Source organism: Nocardia sp. NPDC049737, assembly GCF_040674755.1.
Classification (GTDB): Bacteria; Actinomycetota; Actinomycetes; order Mycobacteriales; family Mycobacteriaceae; genus Nocardia.
Genome location: NZ_JBFANH010000025.1, coordinates 139591 through 156989, shown reverse-complemented (window position 1 = coordinate 156989; position 17399 = coordinate 139591). Strand labels below are relative to the sequence as shown.

Annotated in this window: 15 protein-coding genes; 8 read left to right on the top strand and 7 right to left on the bottom strand. The window is 66.1% G+C overall.

Annotation, left to right across the window (positions count from 1 at the left end; translation table 11 throughout):
- Nucleotides 1–326 precede the first annotated feature (326 nt).
- The 3 genes from AB0J47_RS29940 to AB0J47_RS29930 form a co-directional block, all read right to left on the bottom strand.
- A complete protein-coding gene (locus tag AB0J47_RS29940) occupies nt 327–1325 on the bottom strand; it encodes a hypothetical protein (protein ID WP_364353352.1) in 999 nt (332 codons plus the stop codon).
- Between the two features lie 6 nt (nt 1326–1331).
- A complete protein-coding gene (locus AB0J47_RS29935; protein WP_364353349.1) occupies nt 1332–2357 on the bottom strand; it encodes an NlpC/P60 family protein in 1026 nt (341 codons plus the stop codon).
- 281 nt (nt 2358–2638) lie between these two features.
- A complete protein-coding gene (locus tag AB0J47_RS29930; RefSeq protein ID WP_364353346.1) occupies nt 2639–3211 on the bottom strand; it encodes a C40 family peptidase in 573 nt (190 codons plus the stop codon).
- A gap of 606 nt (nt 3212–3817) precedes the next feature.
- Here AB0J47_RS29930 and AB0J47_RS29925 point away from each other — a divergent pair.
- On the top strand, nt 3818–5587 hold the full coding sequence (locus tag AB0J47_RS29925; protein WP_364353343.1) for a DEDD exonuclease domain-containing protein: 1770 nt from the start codon (nt 3818–3820) through the stop codon (nt 5585–5587).
- A 5-nt stretch (nt 5588–5592) separates the two neighbouring features.
- Nucleotides 5593–5868 carry an Lrp/AsnC ligand binding domain-containing protein gene (locus AB0J47_RS29920; protein WP_364353340.1) on the top strand — a complete coding sequence of 92 codons (276 nt, stop codon included), beginning with the start codon at nt 5593–5595 and terminating at the stop codon, nt 5866–5868.
- Between the two features lie 221 nt (nt 5869–6089).
- Here AB0J47_RS29920 and trpD read toward each other — a convergent pair whose 3' ends face one another.
- Together trpD and AB0J47_RS29910 are read right to left on the bottom strand one after the other, a co-directional pair.
- A complete protein-coding gene (gene trpD, locus AB0J47_RS29915; RefSeq protein WP_364353337.1) occupies nt 6090–7145 on the bottom strand; it encodes an anthranilate phosphoribosyltransferase in 1056 nt (351 codons plus the stop codon).
- Nucleotides 7146–7215: 70 nt separating this feature from the next.
- On the bottom strand, nt 7216–7635 hold the full coding sequence (locus AB0J47_RS29910) for a hypothetical protein (protein WP_364353334.1): 420 nt from the start codon (nt 7633–7635) through the stop codon (nt 7216–7218).
- A 369-nt stretch (nt 7636–8004) separates the two neighbouring features.
- On the opposite strand from AB0J47_RS29910, the gene AB0J47_RS29905 reads away from it, so the two are divergent.
- The 4 genes from AB0J47_RS29905 (at nt 8005) to AB0J47_RS29890 (ending at nt 12439) form a co-directional block, all read left to right on the top strand.
- A complete protein-coding gene (locus AB0J47_RS29905; RefSeq protein ID WP_364353331.1) occupies nt 8005–8616 on the top strand; it encodes a heme-copper oxidase subunit III in 612 nt (203 codons plus the stop codon).
- 61 nt (nt 8617–8677) lie between these two features.
- Nucleotides 8678–9541: a cytochrome c gene (locus AB0J47_RS29900; protein ID WP_364353328.1), complete on the top strand. Its 864-nt coding sequence runs from the start codon at nt 8678–8680 to the stop codon at nt 9539–9541.
- A 103-nt stretch (nt 9542–9644) separates the two neighbouring features.
- On the top strand, nt 9645–10820 hold the full coding sequence (locus AB0J47_RS29895; protein ID WP_364353389.1) for a ubiquinol-cytochrome c reductase iron-sulfur subunit: 1176 nt from the start codon (nt 9645–9647) through the stop codon (nt 10818–10820).
- Nucleotides 10817–12439, top strand: coding sequence for a ubiquinol-cytochrome c reductase cytochrome b subunit (locus AB0J47_RS29890; RefSeq protein ID WP_364353325.1), 1623 nt, complete (start codon nt 10817–10819; stop codon nt 12437–12439). The genes AB0J47_RS29895 and AB0J47_RS29890 overlap by 4 nt, the downstream gene beginning before the upstream one ends.
- 48 nt (nt 12440–12487) lie before the next feature.
- Here the strand turns inward: AB0J47_RS29890 and AB0J47_RS29885 are convergent, their stop codons facing one another.
- The gene (locus tag AB0J47_RS29885; protein WP_364353322.1) at nt 12488–13006 is read right to left on the bottom strand and encodes a polyadenylate-specific 3'-exoribonuclease AS; all 519 of its coding nucleotides are present in this window, start codon (nt 13004–13006) and stop codon (nt 12488–12490) included.
- 105 nt (nt 13007–13111) lie between these two features.
- Between AB0J47_RS29885 and AB0J47_RS29880 the strand changes: the two genes are divergently transcribed.
- Nucleotides 13112–14497, top strand: a complete 1386-nt coding sequence (locus tag AB0J47_RS29880) for a class II 3-deoxy-7-phosphoheptulonate synthase (protein ID WP_364353319.1) — start codon at nt 13112–13114, stop codon at nt 14495–14497.
- Nucleotides 14498–14545: 48 nt separating this feature from the next.
- On the opposite strand, the gene pknB is transcribed toward AB0J47_RS29880, so the two are convergent.
- Nucleotides 14546–16543, bottom strand: a complete 1998-nt coding sequence (gene pknB, locus AB0J47_RS29875; RefSeq protein WP_364353316.1) for a Stk1 family PASTA domain-containing Ser/Thr kinase — start codon at nt 16541–16543, stop codon at nt 14546–14548.
- Between the two features lie 384 nt (nt 16544–16927).
- On the opposite strand from pknB, the gene AB0J47_RS29870 reads away from it, so the two are divergent.
- Complete coding sequence (locus tag AB0J47_RS29870) at nt 16928–17296, top strand: Rv2175c family DNA-binding protein (RefSeq protein WP_364353313.1); 369 nt, start codon at nt 16928–16930, stop codon at nt 17294–17296.
- The last annotated feature ends 103 nt before the right edge of the window (nt 17297–17399 follow it).

Genomic DNA, 17399 nt, shown 5'->3' with positions numbered 1-17399 from the left:
TGCGTCAGTGATGGGAGTTCGCGACTGTGGCGTATGCGCTTCGAGGGCTTGGACGTGGGACGGGTCGCGAATGTCGTTTGTATGACTCGCTCCGTTGTGGTTGCGTCAGTGATGGGAGTTCGCGACTGTGGCGTATGCGCTTCGAGGGCTTGGACGTGGGACGGGTCGCGAATGTCGTTTGTATGACTCGCTCCGTCGTGGTTGCGTCAGCGAGGGGAGTTCGCGACTGTGGCGTATGCGCTTCGACGGCTCGGACGTGGGACGGGCCGCGAACGGTCGCTCGCAAGTCTCGCTCCGTCGTGGCGGGTAGGGGTAGCGGTCCGAGATCAAGCGGCGCGGGCGGACAACCAGCTGCGCCAGTCGGCGACCAGATCGTCACGGCTGGTGCCGAGCACATCGCGCATGATGCGGTCCTCGCTCGCGGAGTCCTGTTTACCCGCGGCGATGCGGCGGTACAGCTCGACCAGGCGCGGCTGGTCGAACTTATCGGCGACGAACGCGCAGACCGACCACGCCTGCTCATAGGCGACGACGGCACCGCTGCCCGCGAAGTCGGCGGCCGAGGGGAGATCGCGCGGGACATCTCCGGCGCGAATGCGGGTGGCGACCGTGGGTGCGATATCGGCGAAATGCTGTCCGGCGCCGAGGTGGGCCACGAATTCGGCGAAGCCCTCGAGCATCCACTGCGGCGCGCCGTCGACGGTCTGTGCCCGGGTGGCGATATGGGTGAGTTCATGGCGCAGCAGCGTGCGCAGACCGCCGGCGTCGAGGCGGCGTCCGGCATCGGAGCTGAAGACGACGCGCTGCCCGGTCGGCTGGGTGCCCGGTGTAAACGGATCAGCGACCGAGGCCGCGGCGACATCTGCGGGCATGCTCGCACCCGAGCGCACCAGTGCGGCGAACTCCGACGGATTCGATGCGACCACCACCATCGCGGACTGGGCCCAGCCCGGACCCCATACGCCGGTGACGGCTGTGGTCGCGGCCGCGAGTTCACCTGCGAGAGTATCGATTTCGGCCTGCTGGGCCGGATGACCGACGACCAGGGACTGCTGGCCGTTCCCGGTCGGCAGCTGCTCCGTTACGAGGTGTCCGAAGGGTTCGAGTGTTCGCCGCACCGCGGCCAGGCGCGGATCATCATCGGCGGCGCGCAGGCTGCCGATCGAAGTCGGCTGGGCCGCATGCAGTTTCGGCAGCACCGAATTCGGCATCATCAGCAGTGCACCGCAGGTGCCGGTCAGTATGGTCACCATCGCCACCGTGGCGACGAACTGGAAGCGGCGCCGCACGAACAACCAGGCGCGGGCCCGCCGAAAGCTACTCATAGCTGATCAGTATCGTCGAGCCGAGTGATAGGGCGTCGACCCCATCGGCGCAACGGCTACCGGAACCCCGAACGTGGAGGCGTGCAGCATCATTCCATTGCCCGCATAGATGCCGACATGGGAGATATCGGAGTAGAAGAACACGACGTCGCCGGGTTGCAGATCCTTCTGGGCCACCGGGGTGCCGTAGGTGGCCTGCTGCGAACTGGTCCGCGGCACATCCTTGCCGACTTGTTTGAAGGCCCACTGCACCAGGCCGGAGCAGTCGAACTGATGCGGTCCGGTCGCGCCCCATACATACGGGTCGCCGATGCGGGTGAGTCCGGCGGCCAATGCGCTGGTGCCGCTGCCGGGGACGAGTCCGCGCAGCAGGGTATCGGTATCGAAACCGGGCGGGAAGGGTGATCCGGCCAATGCCGATTTGTCCTTGGTGGACAACTGCCCCCATGCCTCTACGACCTGCGCGATGGATCCGGACAGGCCGGCCCGCTTGCGCTCGAGATCGGCGCGCACCTGGTCGGCCTTATCGGAGGCCGCGCGGGCGGTATCGGCGGCGGCACGTGCGGCCTTTTCCGCCTCGGTCGCGGTGGCGGTGGCCTGCTTGTAGAGATTGAGCTGCTCGGAGTTCCTGGCCGAGATCACATCGATGGTGGACATCTGGTCGAGCAGACGCTGCGGTGAATCACTCAGCAGCACAGCGGAGAGCCGGCTGGTGCGTGCGCCCTGATAGGCGGCGATCACGGTGCGATCGACGATCGGCTGAAACTTGCGGACTTCCTCGCGGGCCGCGTCGGCGGTCTGGGTGGCCGCGGCGAGTTCGGCGTCGGCATCGTGCAGGGCGGCGAGTTTGGTGTCGAGATCGGCCTGCGCGCCGAGTGCCTGCTGATTGAGCTGTTCGGATTCGCGAGACAGGTCGATCATCCGCTGTACGGCCTCACTGGCCGTGGTCGGCATGGCGGCCGGATCGGCTCCGGCTGGACTGCCACTGCAGAGTGCGGCGGCCAGGACTGCGGCCGCTAATGCCCCTCCCACCAGACGTTTACTGCGATGTCTCCGGTGATGTGCTGTCACAGCGCGCCAGGCCCCGTTTCTCTCGTGAAGCGATCTTGTCGCCTCCGTAAGCTGCGGAACCGCTGCGGCGAACTCCGCAACCCGGGAAGGTCTCGATTAGGTTACGGAACGGCGTAGGTCTGTGTCCAGTGGGCCACAAAATGATCACTGGCCCTTCGAACGGCCCGCAAGCGATCGCTACGCTATGCCGTCCCGACGCCCGGCCGTTTCGTACGGCCGGGCAGGGTGGTCGAAAGAGCTGCTCAGAAGCGGCGCGCGCCGGCGACCGGCATGGAGGAAATCGGCGCGAGCTTCACCGGGGTGCCCGAGGTGGAGGCGTGGACGACGTTGCCGTCACCGGCGTACAGGCCGGAGTGGCTGCCGCCGTAGAACGACACCAGATCGCCCGGCTGCAGGTTGTCGAGCGAGACCGGGGCGCCCGCGTTCAGCTGCTCACCGCTGGTGCGCGGCAGCTCCAGACCGGCCTGCTGGTAGGACCACTTGACCAAGCCCGAGCAGTCGAAGGCATTCGGGCCGGCGGCACCGTAGACGTACGGCGCGCCGAGCTTGCTCATCGCGGCGTCGAGCGCGATATCGCCGACGGACTTCTTGGGCGCCATGAACGGTAGCGGTGCGGGGTTGGGGATTTCGATGCCCGGGATACCCGGCGGGATCGGGATCTCGTTGGGCACGTCGAAGGTGCCGACGCCGGGGATGGTGACCGGCTGGGCCGAGGCGGGCGCGGCGGGCAACAGGAAGACGCCGAGCGAGGCAGCTCCGACGGCTCCGGCCGCGACGGCACGCTTGGCATGTCGCTTGACGGTGTTGGTCGCCATGATGCGGTACTTCCAATCTGCCCCACGACGCCGCACCCGGTGGTACAGCGGACTGCGTGTCGAGGCACCGTCGGGTGGTGCGCCGAACTCCGTGAGGTCTCGAAAAGGTTACGAACACATCACGGTGTTTTGTAAAGCCGGAGACATCCGAAATGGCGATGCTCAACAAATTTGCCGCCGAATATGTGCGACTTGAGTCACACCAATCACGAAACGATAACGACGTGTGATTTCCCAAGGGTGGTGACGTCGCTGGCGAGCTGGCCGACGTCCGGCGGCGGCGTGTCTCAGACGCTGGGTTTATCCGAATTTTTCCAGGTCGCGAAGGTATCTTGACTTGTGTTCAGTCGGGCGAGTCGGACCGAACGGTCTTCTCGTAGGGGGCATCGGCAGCACGCCGAGGGCATCGACTCCGGGCGCCCGGGCGTGTCCGTCCGATTGATGTAATTTGCTGAATAATGTGATGTGCGCCACTTTTTGGTGTTCTAGATCATTTCGTGGGAATCGGAGCGAAATCCTCGCCGTGTAATTCGGACATTTCTCCGCTGAAATCCCGAGTGGCTTTCCCGGCGGTTCCTGTCGTACCGAGGCCCTACGCTGCACGCCGTGCCCGATCCGACGCCGCGCCAGGCCGCCGCATTGCAGTTGGCCTTCGACGAGCTCGAGACCCCGCTCTACGACACCACCTTCGTGGTCGTCGACCTGGAGACCACCGGCACCAGTCCCGAAGCTGACGCGATCACCGAGATCGGTGCGGTGAAGGTGCGCGGCGGTGAGGTGCTGGGGGAGTTCGCGACCCTGGTGAATCCGGGACGGGCCATACCGCCTGCGATCGTGCAGATCACCGGGATCACCACCGCGATGGTCTACGAGGCGCCCCGGATCGAGGCGGTGCTGCCGGGTTTTCTCGAGTTCGCCAAGGGCGCTGTGCTGGTCGCGCACAACGCCCGCTTCGATATGGCCTTCCTGCGCGCCGCCGCGGCCCGTATGGATACGGCATGGCCGAGCGGGCCGGTGGTGTGCACGGTGAAGTTGGCGCGGCGCGTACTCGCCCGTGACGAAGCCCCCTCGGTCCGGCTCGGTGTGCTCGCGCCGCTGCTCGGTGCGAGCACCCAGCCGAACCACCGCGCCCTCGACGACGCCAGGGCCACCGTGGACGTGCTGCACGCCCTCATCGGACGGGTCGGCAATCTGGGCGTGCACAGCCTGACCGAACTGCTCGACTATCTGCCGAATGTCACACCGCGCCAACGCGCCAAGCGGGTGCTCGCCAACGATCTGCCGTCGAGTCCGGGCGTCTATCTTTTCCGCGGACCCTCCGACGAAGTCCTCTATATAGGGACGGCCGTGAATTTGCGTCGCCGTGTGCGCAATTACTTCACCGGATCCGAGACCCGCGGCCGGATGAAAGAGATGGTCTCCCTTGCTATTCGGGTCGACCATGTGGTGTGCGCGCACGGCCTGGAGGCCGGGGTGCGCGAGCTGCGACTGATCGTCGCGCACACCCCGCCCTATAACCGCCGCTCGAAATTCCCGAAGCGCGGTTGGTGGATAACGCTGACCGACGAACCGTTTCCGCGATTCGCGATCGCGCGGACACCGACCGCGGATGCGTTGGGGCCCTTCCCTTCTCGGATGGACGCGAACGACATCGCGCTGACCATCGCGGAGCACAGCGGCCTGCGCACCTGCACCACGCGACTGCCGCGCGACGGTCGCCACGACTGTCCGCCCGCGGTGGTCGGCGGATGCCCGGCAGCCGTCGGTGGCACTCCTATATATAAGGAGGAATACGAACCCGTCGCCGCGGCCGTTCGGGCGCTGTTCGCGGGCCACTCCGACGCGGCGCTGCGGGCCATGCTCGACCGCATCGAAACTTATTCGCAGGCTGAGCATTTCGAGGCCGCCGCCAGACTGCGTGACCGGACCGGCGCGGTGGTGCGGGCACTGCACCGTACCCAACGACTCGCCGCGGTGGCGCGGATCGGGGAACTGATCGCGGCGCATCCGAACGGCGCGGGTGGTTGGGAGTACGCGGTGATCCGCTATGGGCGGCTGGCGGGGGCCGGAACCTCGGCACGGGGTGTGCCGCCGATGCCGGTGATCGAACGCATCGTCGCGGCATCGGAGACCGTGCTGCCGGATCCGGTGCCGCCATTGCGTGGTGCATCGCCGGAGGAGGTCGGTCTGGTGACGCGATGGTTGGCACGGCCGGGGGTGCGGATCGTGCGCACGAGTGAGGGATACGGCGAGCCGATCCGCGGTGCCGGACGCTGGGCTGGTTGGGCAGCTCTCGCCGATGCGGCGGCGGGGGCCCGACTCCACGGCCCGGAGGCCGAACTCGCGGAGTACAAGCATGGTGACCGCCTAGGCTGACAGCCATGATTACCGCGATCGTGATGATCCAGGCCGAGAACGCCCGCATTCCGGAGACCGCGCAGGCGGTGGCCGACACCCAGGGCGTCACCGAGGTCTATTCCTGCGCGGGCGATGTCGATCTGATCGCGATCGTGCGGGTGCGCGACCACGAGGAGATCGCCGAGGTGGTGACCGGCCGGATCGACAAGACCCCCGGCGTCGCCCGCACCACTACGCACATCGCCTTCAAGTCCTATTCCCGCGCCGACGTCGAGGCGGGCTTCTCTCTCGGCGAGTGAGCCGTACTCAGCGAATGAGGATGGAGGAGTCGGAGAAGGTTCGGGCAGCGCCCGAGGCGAGTACCGCGTAAACGCCCCGTTTCATCGTGTGCTCCTCAGGAGTCGAGCCGGGCGGCGTAGGCCCGACGCGAAACGGGCGACGCCGGATTGCCGCGTCACTGTAACCTTTACCGCCACAAGGGGCCTGCCGACATGCGGCGCATGATTCCCGGCGCGGGGTGTCAGTTGTCGCCGAGGGTGTTGGTGAGTTTGGCCCAGCGGTCGAGCAGGGCTGCGGATTTGCCGGTGTCGATGGCTTCGGCCGCGCGATCGATGCCCGCGGCGATGGCGTCGTGGATATCAGCATCCGGATCGCCGACACCCTGGGACAGGTCGTAGGCGACGATGGCGGCGGCGGAATTGAGCAGTACCGCATCGCGCACCGGGCCCGAGGTACCCGCGAATACGCTGCGCGCGACACCCGCATTGACCTCCGCGTCGCCGCCGCGCAAGGCGCTCAGCTCGACGCGCGCGATACCGATACGGGTCGGATCAATGGTGGTCTCCCGCAGTTTCCCGCCCGACACCACCCACACGTCGGTGGTGTCGGAGGTGGTGATCTCGTCCAGACCGTCATTGCCGCGCACCACGAGCGCGCTGGCGCCGCGCTCGGCGAAGACCCCGGCGATCACCGGAAGTAGATCGGGGAACGCGCAGCCGACCAGCCCGGCTCGCGGTTGCGCGGGGTTGGTGAGCGGGCCGAGCACATTGAAAACGGTGGGAATGCCGATGTCTTTGCGGGCCGGACCGGCGAAACGCAACGCGGGGTGGAACAGCGGCGCGAAACAGAAACCGATGCCGACCTCGCGCACGCAGCGAGCAACGGCCTCGGGGCCGAGAGCCAGCTTTACGCCCAATGCCTCCAGCACATCGGCGCCGCCGCTCTTCGAGGAGGCCGCGCGATTGCCGTGCTTGACCACCGGAACACCGGCCGAGGCCACCACGATCGAGGACATCGTCGAGATATTCACCGAACCGGCCCGGTCGCCGCCGGTCCCGACGATGTCGACCGCATCGCCGTCGACGTGCACCAGGCGGGCGTGGCCGAGCATGCCCGCGGCCATACCGGACAACTCGGTAGGAGTGGGGCCCTTGATCTTCATCGCGACACCGAATGCGGCGATCTGCGCCTGCGTCGCATTGTCGGTGAAGATCTCGTCGATCACCCAGGTCGTGTCCTCCGCTGCCAGATCGCCACCATCGGCAAGGGTCCCGAGTACTTGGGGCCAGCTGCGCATGTCCACTTCTCCTGTCACCACTGGTTCGCGCACCAGTCTGTCGCGATAGAGCGTAGTGGTCGAGACGTTATTACCGCTGCGCGGTCGGGGAACCCGGTTGCAGAGCGTCCCAGCCGTCCGCGACGCCGTCGTGGCGCTGGGCTAGGCCGACCATCCTCGCCCGTTCCTGCGAACAATGCAGTGCGTCCAGCAGTTGAACCCGTTGCAGGGTCAGCGCTTCCAGTTCGTGCGGACCTTCGGTGCGCGGGGCCGCGGCGTAACCGTCCTGGGCCGCGATCGCACACACCTCATCGATCCGATCAGGCGGAATACGCAAATGGTGGCGCAGCAGTGCGGGCGCGTCGGCTTGGAGAGCCGTGGCGCGCGAAAGTGTTGTCGAACACCCTTCGGAGTCATCGAAGCATTCCGCGACGACTACTAGATCGGAACGGGTCGGATCGAGCGGTTCGGGTTCGTTCCCGCCGAACAGCCGTTGCCACCACCACGTCACATCCGCCTCCTGATCTCAGCTTTTCCTTACCAACGCCTGTCACCATCTGAGGCTGTAATCGTCTGGTCGCGCGACATTCACACACCTACATCACCACAACGGAGCGAGTCTTACGAGCGACCGTCGGCGGCCCGTCTCGCGGCCGAGTCGTCCAAGCGCATGCGACGCAGTCGCGAGTCTCGACGACGCCGCCAGCGACTGCTTGCAGGTCGCTCGCAATGGTCGGCCGCGAGACACCTGGGGGCCGCCGACACGCCGCGCCGAAGGCGCGGCCATCAAACGCTGTCTGTCCGTGCGTTTTCCGACGCGGGAGGGCAAGTTTCGCACCCGGGTAGTTGTGTCGTACTACGACGAGTCATACTTACCCCCGTGACGACCGCAGTAGGGACCCCAGGATCGGCCATTACTCAGCGTGTGCATTCGCTGAACCGGCCCAACATGGTGAGCGTCGGTACCATCATCTGGCTGTCTAGCGAGCTGATGTTCTTTGCCGGGCTCTTCGCGATGTATTTCGTCGCGCGCGCCCAGGCCCACGGCAACTGGCCGCCGGAACCGACCGAGCTGAACCTGAAGCTTGCCGTGCCGGTCACCACCGTGCTGGTCGCCTCGTCGTTCACCTGCCAGATGGGTGTGTTCGCGGCGGAGAAGGGCGATGTGTTCGGCCTGCGGCGCTGGTATGTCGTCACCCTGATCATGGGTGCGATGTTCGTGTCCGGTCAGGGCTACGAGTACACCAACCTGGTCAAGGAGGGCACCTCGATCTCGAGCAGTGCCTACGGCTCGGTGTTCTACATCACCACCGGTTTCCACGGTCTGCACGTCATCGGTGGTCTGATCGCCTTCGTCTTCCTGCTGGTCCGCACCAAGGTCAGTAAGTTCACCCCGGCACAGGCCACCGCCGCGATCGTCGTCTCCTACTACTGGCACTTCGTCGACATCGTCTGGATCGGGCTGTTCGCCACGATCTACTTCGTCCGCTGAGTCGGGCCAGTACCTCAAAGCTTTTGCACAAGTCGGTTCCGTCTACTCCAAAGGGACACAGATGAGTTCATCTCCCCCGTCAGCGCCAGAGCCCGCCAGCCCCGGGAACGGCCAGGCAAGCAAGACGCGCAAGCAACGCCGTATGCGGCGTCGCATCGCGGGTGGGCTTGCGCTGTTGGTGGGCCTCGTCGGAGCCGGATTCCTCGCCACCGCGATTACGCCGGACCCGCAGGTCGCGACCGCGCACGAGGACCAGTCCGCGCTGATCCGCGACGGCAAGCAGCTCTACGAGACCTCCTGCATCACCTGCCACGGCGCCAACCTGCAGGGCGTGCCCGACCGCGGTCCGAGCCTGATCGGCGTCGGTGAGGCGGCCGTCTACTTCCAGGTCTCCTCCGGCCGTATGCCGATGGCGCGCAACGAGGCCCAGGCCCAGCGCAAGCCACCGAAGTTCGACGCGCACCAGATCGACGCGCTCAGCGCGTACGTCGCGTCCAACGGTGGCGGCCCGAGCGTGGTGCGCGACGCCAACGGCGAGATCGCCCAGGAATCGCTGCGCGGTCCGGATGTGGCCCGCGGTTCGGAGCTGTTCCGGATGAACTGCGCGTCCTGCCACAACTTCACCGGTCGCGGCGGCGCGCTGTCCTCCGGTAAGTTCGCACCGCCGTTGGAGCCCGCGAGCGAGCAGCAGATCTACGATGCGATGCTCACCGGCCCGCAGAACATGCCGAAGTTCTCCGACCGGCAGCTGAGCCCGGAAGAGAAGCGCGACATCGTCGCCTACGTCAAGAACGCCACCGAGGAGAAGAGCCCCGGCGGCTGGGATCTCGGCGGGTTCGGTCCCGCGACCGAGGGTCTGGCCATGTGGGTGGTCGGCATCACGCTCGTCGTGGGTGCCGCGATGTGGATCGGATCACGTTCATGAGCGAGCGCAGCGAGCGAACAACAAACACAGCCGATATATCGGTCATGACGGAGCCGAGCGCCAGCGAGGTGCAGGCATGAGCGATAGCAAGGAGCCAACTGACATGGGTCGGCCGGATGAGGGCCACGACGGTGCGCAGCCGTCGAAGGAGCCGGTGAACACCACACCGGCTGAGCCCACCGAGGAAGAACTCGACGCGATGTCGCGCGACGAGCTGGTCAAGCTCGGTACCGAGCGCGACGGTGTCGACGTCGCCTACCGGCGCGAGCGGTTCCCGGTGCCGGGCACCCGCGCCGAGAAGCGCGCCGAGCGGGAGGTCTCGTTCTGGTTCGCGGTCTCCGGTATCGCGGCCGCGGTCCTGGTCGGGGTCTTCCTGTTCTGGCCTTGGGAGTTCAAGGGCAAGGACGAGGAAGGCCACACCGCCTACTCGCTGTTCACCCCGCTGGTCGGTCTCAGCCTCGGTATCTCGGTGCTGGTCATCGGCGTCGCGGTGGTGCTGATCCGCAAGAAGTTCATCCCGGCAGAGCTGTCCATCCAGGACCGGCACGACGGACCCTCGCCCGAGGTCGAGCGCCGCACCCTGGTCGCCGAACTGCAGGATGCGCTGGACACCTCCACGCTGGGCCGCCGCAAGATGATTACCCGGACCGCGGGCGCCGGTGTCGGCGTACTCGGTATCGGTGCGCTGCTGGTCTTCGTCGGCGGCATGATCAAGAACCCGTGGGCCAAGGGCGACAAGTCGCCGCTGTGGGTCTCGGGCTGGACCCCGGACTTCCCCGGCGAGACGATCTACATCCGTCGCGACACCGGTCGCCCCGAGGACGTCATGCTGGTGCGTCCCGAGGACCTGGACGCGGGCGCGATGGAGACGGTGTTCCCGTGGAAGGAGAAGTGGCGCGGTGACGAGCACGCGACGCTGCAGTCCCTGCGCGGTATCCGCAACGCCGTCATGCTGATCCGGCTGCGCACCGAAGATGCGCAGAAGGCCATCAAGCGCAAGGGGCAGGAGAGCTTCAACTACGGCGACTACTTCGCCTATTCGAAGATCTGCACCCACCTCGGTTGCCCGACGTCGCTGTTCGAGCAGCAGACCAACAAGATCCTGTGCCCCTGCCACCAGTCGCAGTTCCTGGCGACCGAATGGGGTAAGCCGGTCTTCGGTCCCGCCGCTCGCGCACTGCCGCAGCTGCCGATCACCGTCAACTCCGAGGGTTACCTGGTCGCCGCGGGCGACTTCATCGAGCCGCTCGGACCGGCCTACTGGGAGCGTCGTTCATGAGTCGGGTTGCAGCCCAAGCCAACGAGGCGGACGAGCGGTACCGCGCCGCCGCGTTCATGAAGCGGTCGATCAACAAGGTCTTCCCGACCCACTGGTCGTTCCTGCTCGGCGAGATCGCCCTCTACAGCTTCATCATCCTGCTGCTGTCGGGTGTGTATCTGACCCTGTTCTTCGATCCGTCGATGAGCGAGGTCGTCTACAACGGTGCCTACCAGCCGCTGCGTGGTGTGACCATGTCGCGGGCCTACGAGACGGCGCTGAACATCACCTTCGAGGTGCGCGGCGGTCTGTTCGTGCGTCAGGTGCACCACTGGGCCGCACTGCTTTTCGCGGCATCGATCATCGTGCACCTGTTCCGCATCTTCTTCACCGGTGCGTTCCGTAAGCCGCGTGAGGCGAACTGGGTCATCGGCTGCCTGCTGCTGATCCTGGCCATGTTCGAGGGCTTCTTCGGTTACTCGCTGCCCGACGACCTGCTCTCGGGTACCGGTCTGCGGGCCGCGTTCGGCGGTATCACGATGAGTATCCCGATCATCGGTACCTGGATGCACTGGATGATCTTCGGCGGCGACTTCCCCGGCGACATCATCATCCCGCGTTTGTACATCGCGCACGTGCTGTTGTTCCCGGGCATCTTCCTGGCACTGATCGCCGCGCACGTGGCGCTGGTCTGGTACCAAAAGCACACGCAGTTCCCTGGTCCCGGCCGCACCGAGAACAACGTCGTCGGCGCGCGGATCGTGCCGGTGTTCGCCTCGGATCAGGGTGCGTTCTTCGCCTTCACCCTCGGCATCGTGGCGATCCTGGCCGGTGTGCTGCAGATCAATCCGATCTGGAACCTGGGTCCCTATAACCCGTCTCAGGTGTCGGCGGGTTCGCAGCCCGACTTCTACATGATGTGGACCGACGGTTTGGCGCGTCTGATGCCGCCGTGGGAGATCTACATCGGTAACTACACGGTTCCGGCCGTGTTCTGGGTCGCGCTGATCATGGGGCTGGTGTTCACGGTGCTGATCCTGTACCCGTGGATCGAAAAGCGCCTCACCGGCGACGATGTGCGTCACAACCTGCTGCAGCGCCCGCGCGACGTGCCGGTGCGCACGGCGATCGGTGCGATGTCGATCGGTTTCTACGTGGTGCTGACGCTCTCGTGCGTCAACGACATCCTGGCGCTGAAGTTCGACATTTCGTTGAACGCCACTACCTGGATGGGCCGCATCGGTCTGCTGGTCGTGCCGCCGGCGGCGTACTTCATCGCCTACCGGTTCTGCATCGGTCTGCAGCGCAGTGACCGCGCGGTGCTCGAACACGGCATCGAGACCGGTGTGATCAAGCGTCTGCCGCACGGTGAGTACATCGAGGTGCACCAGCCGTTGGGCCCGGTCGACGATCACGGCCACCCGATCCCGCTGGAGTACCAGGGCGCGACGGTGCCCAAGAAGATGAACAAGCTGGGTTCGGCCGGTAAGCCGGGCACCGGTAGCTTCCTGCGCGCCGATCCGGTGCACGAGATCGAGCAGGCCTTCGAGGACGACCACGCGGAAGAGCTCAAGCAGCTCGCCGTACTGCAGAAGGTCCAGGCGAAGGCGAACGGTCAGAACGGTAAGTCCGCGCACTGACAGATAAGCAAAGGCCCCGAGTCGAATCTTCGACTCGGGGCCTTTGCTTTAAAGGGAGACTCGGCGGCGGGCGGCCTCGATGGCCTCGAATTTGGCCAGGTTGTGGCGGGCGTCGGCGAGGGCGTCGTGGGCGTCCGGGGGGACCGGGGGCAGTTCGGGACGACCGTGGGCCTCCCAGTGCTGACGCAGTTCGTTGGTGTAGCGGGGCAGCGCATTAGGCAGGTCGACCATGGAGCCCCAGAGCTGGCACAGCGCGACGTGGTCGTATGCGGCCACCCAGGCCCACAGTTCGGGGGTGACGCTGGGGCGCGGGACCAGGAATTCGTAGAGGTCTTTGCGGATCTGTTCGCGGCTGCGCCATAGCCGGGAAGAGGGCGGCGGGAGCTGCGGCAGCACGTACCTGCGGACCCAGGGGCCAGCGCGTTCGGGATCGAATTCGGTTGAGACCGCATAGTATTCGCGGCCGTCCTCGCAGACCACACCGATCGATACGAGGTCGATCGTCGACCCGTCCTCGATGAATTCGCAGTCATAAAAATATCGAAGCGAGATCGGTCTCTCCTCCAAAGATCGGTACGGTGGCGATAGTGCCCGGCTATCCACCCTAGGTGCGCAGAATCCACCCCTAATACCGGGTACCTGCGCGTGCTGGAGGGTCCGTATTCTGAACAGGTGAACTGGACCGTCGACGTACCCATCGATCGCCTGCCGGAGCTGCCGCCGCTGCCCGCAGAGCTGCGTAGGCGGCTGGATGACGCCCTGGCGCGTCCGGCGCTACAGCAGCCGGCGTGGGATCCGGAACAGGCGGCAATGATGCGCACCGTGCTGGAGAGCGTGCCGCCGATCTGCGTGCCCGCCGAGGTGGAGGAGTTGCGCGCGCAGCTGGCGGAGGTCGCGCGCGGCGAGGCCTTCCTGATGCAGGGCGGTGATTGCGCGGAGACCTTCGCCGATAACACTGAACCGCATATCCGAGGCAATATCCGCACGTTGCTGCAGATGGCTGTGGTGCTGACCTACGGTGCCAGTCTGCCGGTGGTCAAGGTCGCGCGCATCGCGGGCCAGTACGCCAAGCCGCGTTCCTCTGACACCGACGCGCTCGGCCTCAAGTCCTACCGCGGCGACATGGTGAACTCGCTGGTCGCCGATGCGAAGCTGCGTGAGCACGACCCCTCGCGACTGGTCCGCGCCTACGCCAACGCCAGTGCGGCCATGAACCTGGTGCGTGCCCTGACCAGTGCAGGCATGGCGGATCTGCACCGTGTGCACGACTGGAACCGCGACTTCGTCGCCCAGTCACCGGCGGGTGCGCGCTACGAGGCGCTGGCCGAGGAGATCGACCGCGGCCTGGCGTTCATGACCGCCTGTCGAGTGAACGATCCAAGTCTGCAGTCGGCCCGCATCTACGCCAGCCATGAGGCATTGGTGTTGGACTACGAGCGCGCCATGCTGCGCCTCGGCCAGAACCCGGCGGGCGAGCCGGTGCTCTACGACCTGTCCGCGCACTTCCTCTGGATCGGCGAGCGCACCCGCCATCTCGACGGCGCACATATCGCCTTCGCGGAACTGCTCGCCAATCCGATCGGCCTGAAGATCGGCCCGACCACCACGCCGGATCAGGCTGTGGAGTACGTCGAGCGGCTCGATCCCAATAACGAGCCGGGCCGGTTGACCATCGTCTCGCGCATGGGCAATACCAAGGTGCGCGACGTGCTGCCGCCAATTATCGAGAAGGTGCAGGCGACCGGACACCAGGTCATCTGGCAGTGCGACCCCATGCACGGCAACACACACGAGGCCTCCACCGGCTACAAGACCCGGCATTTCGATCGGATCATCGACGAGGTGCAGGGCTTCTTCGAGGTGCACCACGCACTCGGCACCCATCCGGGCGGTCTGCACATCGAATTGACCGGTGAGGATGTCACCGAATGCCTCGGCGGCGCACAGGACATCTCCGATCTGGATCTGTCCGGTCGCTACGAGACCGCATGTGACCCGCGGCTGAACACCCAGCAGTCGCTGGAACTGGCCTTTCTGGTCGCCGAAATGCTGCGCTGACCACGGCTTCCGAAGAGGAGCGCCGCGACATGCGGCGCTTCTTTGTCGTCAGGGCAGCGCAGTCAGCGAGACGGTACTGCCCGCCTCGACATTGGAACCCACGCCCGGAACTTGGCCGATCACCACGGAGCTCTCGGACGGGGCGAGCTGACGCACCGCCACCACCAGGCCGAGCGCCTGCAGCTTGGAGCGGGCGTCGGCGACGCTCGAGCCGACCAGCAGGGGCACCTTCACGGCATTCGAGACGATCAAGGTGATGCCGTCGCCGGCCTGGATCGTGGCGCCCGCGGCCGGTTCGGTGGCGATGACCTTATCCGCCTCGATGGTGCGGTCGTACTGAGTTCTGGTCTCGCGCACCGTGATTCCGGCCGCGGTGAGCGCCTTGTTAGCTTCCTCGGTGGTCTTGCCGCGCAGATCGGGCATCTTAACCGGCTGAGATCCCTTGCTGCGGTACACCTTTACCTGCGCGGCCAGCGGCAGAACGGTGCCGGGAGCCGGATCCACCTTCGCGAAGGTGCCCTTGGGTGCGGTACTGCCCGTTTCGCCCGCGTCCACCGGTTGCAGTCCGGCATCGCGAATGAGCTGGTTGACCTTCGAAATGTTGTCGCCCGCTTTGACATCCGGCACGCGGGGTTTGCCGCTGGAGATCAGCACGGCCACCGTCGAGCCCTTGGTGACCTTGGATCCGGCCGAGGGATCGGTGCCGACCACCCCGCCGACCGGGATGGTGTCGGAGGTCTTCTGTCTGATCTCGGTGTCGAAACCGGCATCCGACAGGGCCGAAATCGCGCTGGCCTGATCCTTCCCGGCGACCGACGGGACGGCCGAGTAGCGCCCCACACCCAACCACCAACCGCCGATCCCGACGAGCAGTGTCAGGACCGCGACGATGGCGACCCAGAGCAGGACCGTGCGACGCGATTTGCTCCGGTCGTCCGCGAAGGGTGACGGTTGCGGCGAATGTGATGGTGCGTAGGGGTCGCGGTAGGTGTCCGGCGGTCCGTAGTTGTCCGCCGGACCATAGTCGGGCACCCGCGGCCGCGCCGCGGTGACCACCTTGGTGTGCTGCGCGGACGGTGGTGGCGGTGCCGCGGCCCTGGCCTGCTGCGGGGTGGGCGCGGCGCCCTGGTAGCTGGCGCTGAGGTGTTCGGCCGATTCCTGCGGTGCGGGCACCCGATACGGCGGCAGATTCAGCGCTACCCCGATCGAATGCAATTCGGCCGCCATCTCGTTGGCATCGGCGAAGCGGTGCGCGGGTTCGCGGTTGGTGGCCCGCGCGATCAGCTCGTCGAACTCCGGCGGGACTCCGTCGATGAATTCGCTCGGGCTTGGCACATCGTTCTCGATGCGCTGATATGCCACCGATAGCGAAGTGTCGCCGGTGAAGGGGACCCGGCCGGTGAGCAGTTCGAAGATCAGGATGCCGAAGGAGTAGACGTCGCTGCGGGAATCGGCGGTGCCCGCGGTCACCTGTTCGGGTGACAGGTAGGCGGCGGTGCCGAGAATTACGCTCGCCGAGGTGGTGTTCGCGGCCGCGACGGCACGTACCAGACCGAAATCGGCGATCTTGACCTCGCCGGAATCGGAGACCAATACATTCTCCGGTTTGATATCGCGATGGATCAGGCCAGCCGAATGCGCGACGCCGATCGCGGCCAATACCGGCTCGGCGACCGCGCGCACCGCATGCGGCGGCATCGGACCGCGTTCGCGCAGGAGCTCGCGCAGCGTGCCGCCCTCGACCAACTCCATGATCAGGAACGGATGTTCGCCGTCCACGCCCTGGTCGTAGACCGCGACCAGAGACGGATGCTTGAGCTTGGCGACCGCGCGCGCCTCGAATTCGAACCGGGATAGGAACTGGGGATCGGCGGCGAATTTGGGATCCATCACCTTGATCGCGACCGGACGGTCCAGACGGGTATCCACCCCTCGGAAGACCATCGACATCCCGCCCCGCGCGATCGGCGCATCGATGCGGTAGCGCCCCTCCAGGATTTGCCCGATCAAGTGATGTCCTCCGGCTTTCACAAAGTTCTCACCCATCGCTCCGATGCGACAAGCGATTGACCGTCTCGCGCGGCCCGCTCACGATCGTAGCTGTGTCGATCGGCTCTGTTTTTGGCCGCGCGGGGCGCGGCGTGTTCGCGGCCCGGAATGTCAGCATCGCGGAGCGATTCGATGAGGGTGGTGGTCGGGCGACGGGTGGGCCTCGCGGCCGAGCGGTCGAGACTCGCGCCTGCGGCGCCTGCGCTTCGACCACTCGGCCGCGAGACGGGCCGCGAACTGGTCGCTCGTAAGACTCGCTCCGTTGTGGTTGACAAAGTGATGATTTGTGGCCGACAGGGTGCCGTTGTGCCATCGAATCGCGCGGGAACGGTCCAGGGGTGTCTCGAAGCACGTGGGGCGGGACCGTCTACCGTTATCCGGGTGAGTGCATTCCCTTGCAGTGACGATGTTCTTCCCCAGTCGGAGGTGGTGATCCCGCTGCCGGAGGTGGCCGACAAGCTCGGGCTCGTGGTGACCCGGGTGCATCAGATGCTGCGCGACCACCAGTTGCTCGCCATGCGCCGCGATGGTGTTGCCGGCGTGCCCGAGCGATTCTTCGACGACACCGGCGCGATCGTGAAGTCGCTGCCGGGCTTGATCACCGTCATGAAAGACGCCAAGTACACCGATGAGGAGATCTTGGAGTGGATCTTCACCGACGACGAGAGCCTGCCCGGTAAGCCAGTCGACGCATTACACGGCCCGCTCGCGCGCGAGGTTCTGCGCCGCGCGGCGGCCGACCCCTTCTGAGTTCTCGGCCGCGCGGACGCAGCGTGTTCACGGCGCCCTGGTGTGCGGTGGCCTCGCTTTCGCTCGTCCAGCGCAAGAGATTGATGACGGACTTCGTCCGGCA